Raw genomic sequence first — 537 nt, 5'->3', positions numbered from 1 at the left:
GCAAGCCGCTGTGCGAGGTACCGCCCAGGGAGAGTTCATGCATCACGGTCTTGCCCGCAACGACCGCTCCGGCCTCCACCAGTCGCTGGACCAGCGGAGCATGCCTGGAAGCGATGTTGTCGGCCAAGGCAGGGGTCCCGGCGGGCGAAGCCACCCCGGCGACGTCGGTGCTGTCCTTCACCACTACAGGCACCCCGGCCAGGAGCCCGTCTTGGCCCGTCTGCTTGATCGGATCCGCGAGCAGGGTGGTCAGCGCGTTGTAGTCCTGGACCTGTTCGCCCCGATCGTGCAGGGCCTGCCGGTATTCCTCGGCATCCAATGCGCCGTCATCGATCATCCGGCGTGCCTCAGTAGCGGTCAGGTCGATCATCTTTCCGACTTGATCAGGGGTCGGTGACCGCCGCGGCTGATTCCCTGTCATCGGAGGGGCCAGCAGGAGATACAGCCGCTCCCAAAGGCCGTTCCGCACCAGCGGAGTTCCCGTTGGCCGAGGAGAGCACGCACGTCTGTGTGAAGCATGTCATCACCGTATAAACC

1 protein-coding gene is annotated in these 537 nt (G+C 65.0%); it reads right to left on the bottom strand.

What is annotated here, in order from left to right; all coding sequences use genetic code 11:
• Window positions 1–370 (bottom strand): amidase family protein (locus ABD323_RS44980; RefSeq protein WP_344447722.1); only part of this gene is annotated, 370 nt, incomplete at its 3' end.
• Window positions 371–537 lie beyond the last annotated feature (167 nt).

The sequence above is a fragment of the Kitasatospora nipponensis genome (genome assembly GCF_039528135.1).
In the GTDB taxonomy this organism is placed as follows: Bacteria; Actinomycetota; Actinomycetes; order Streptomycetales; family Streptomycetaceae; genus Kitasatospora; species Kitasatospora nipponensis.
Note: the sequence above shows the minus strand (reverse complement) of the source record. Positions and strands in the feature narration are given on the sequence as shown.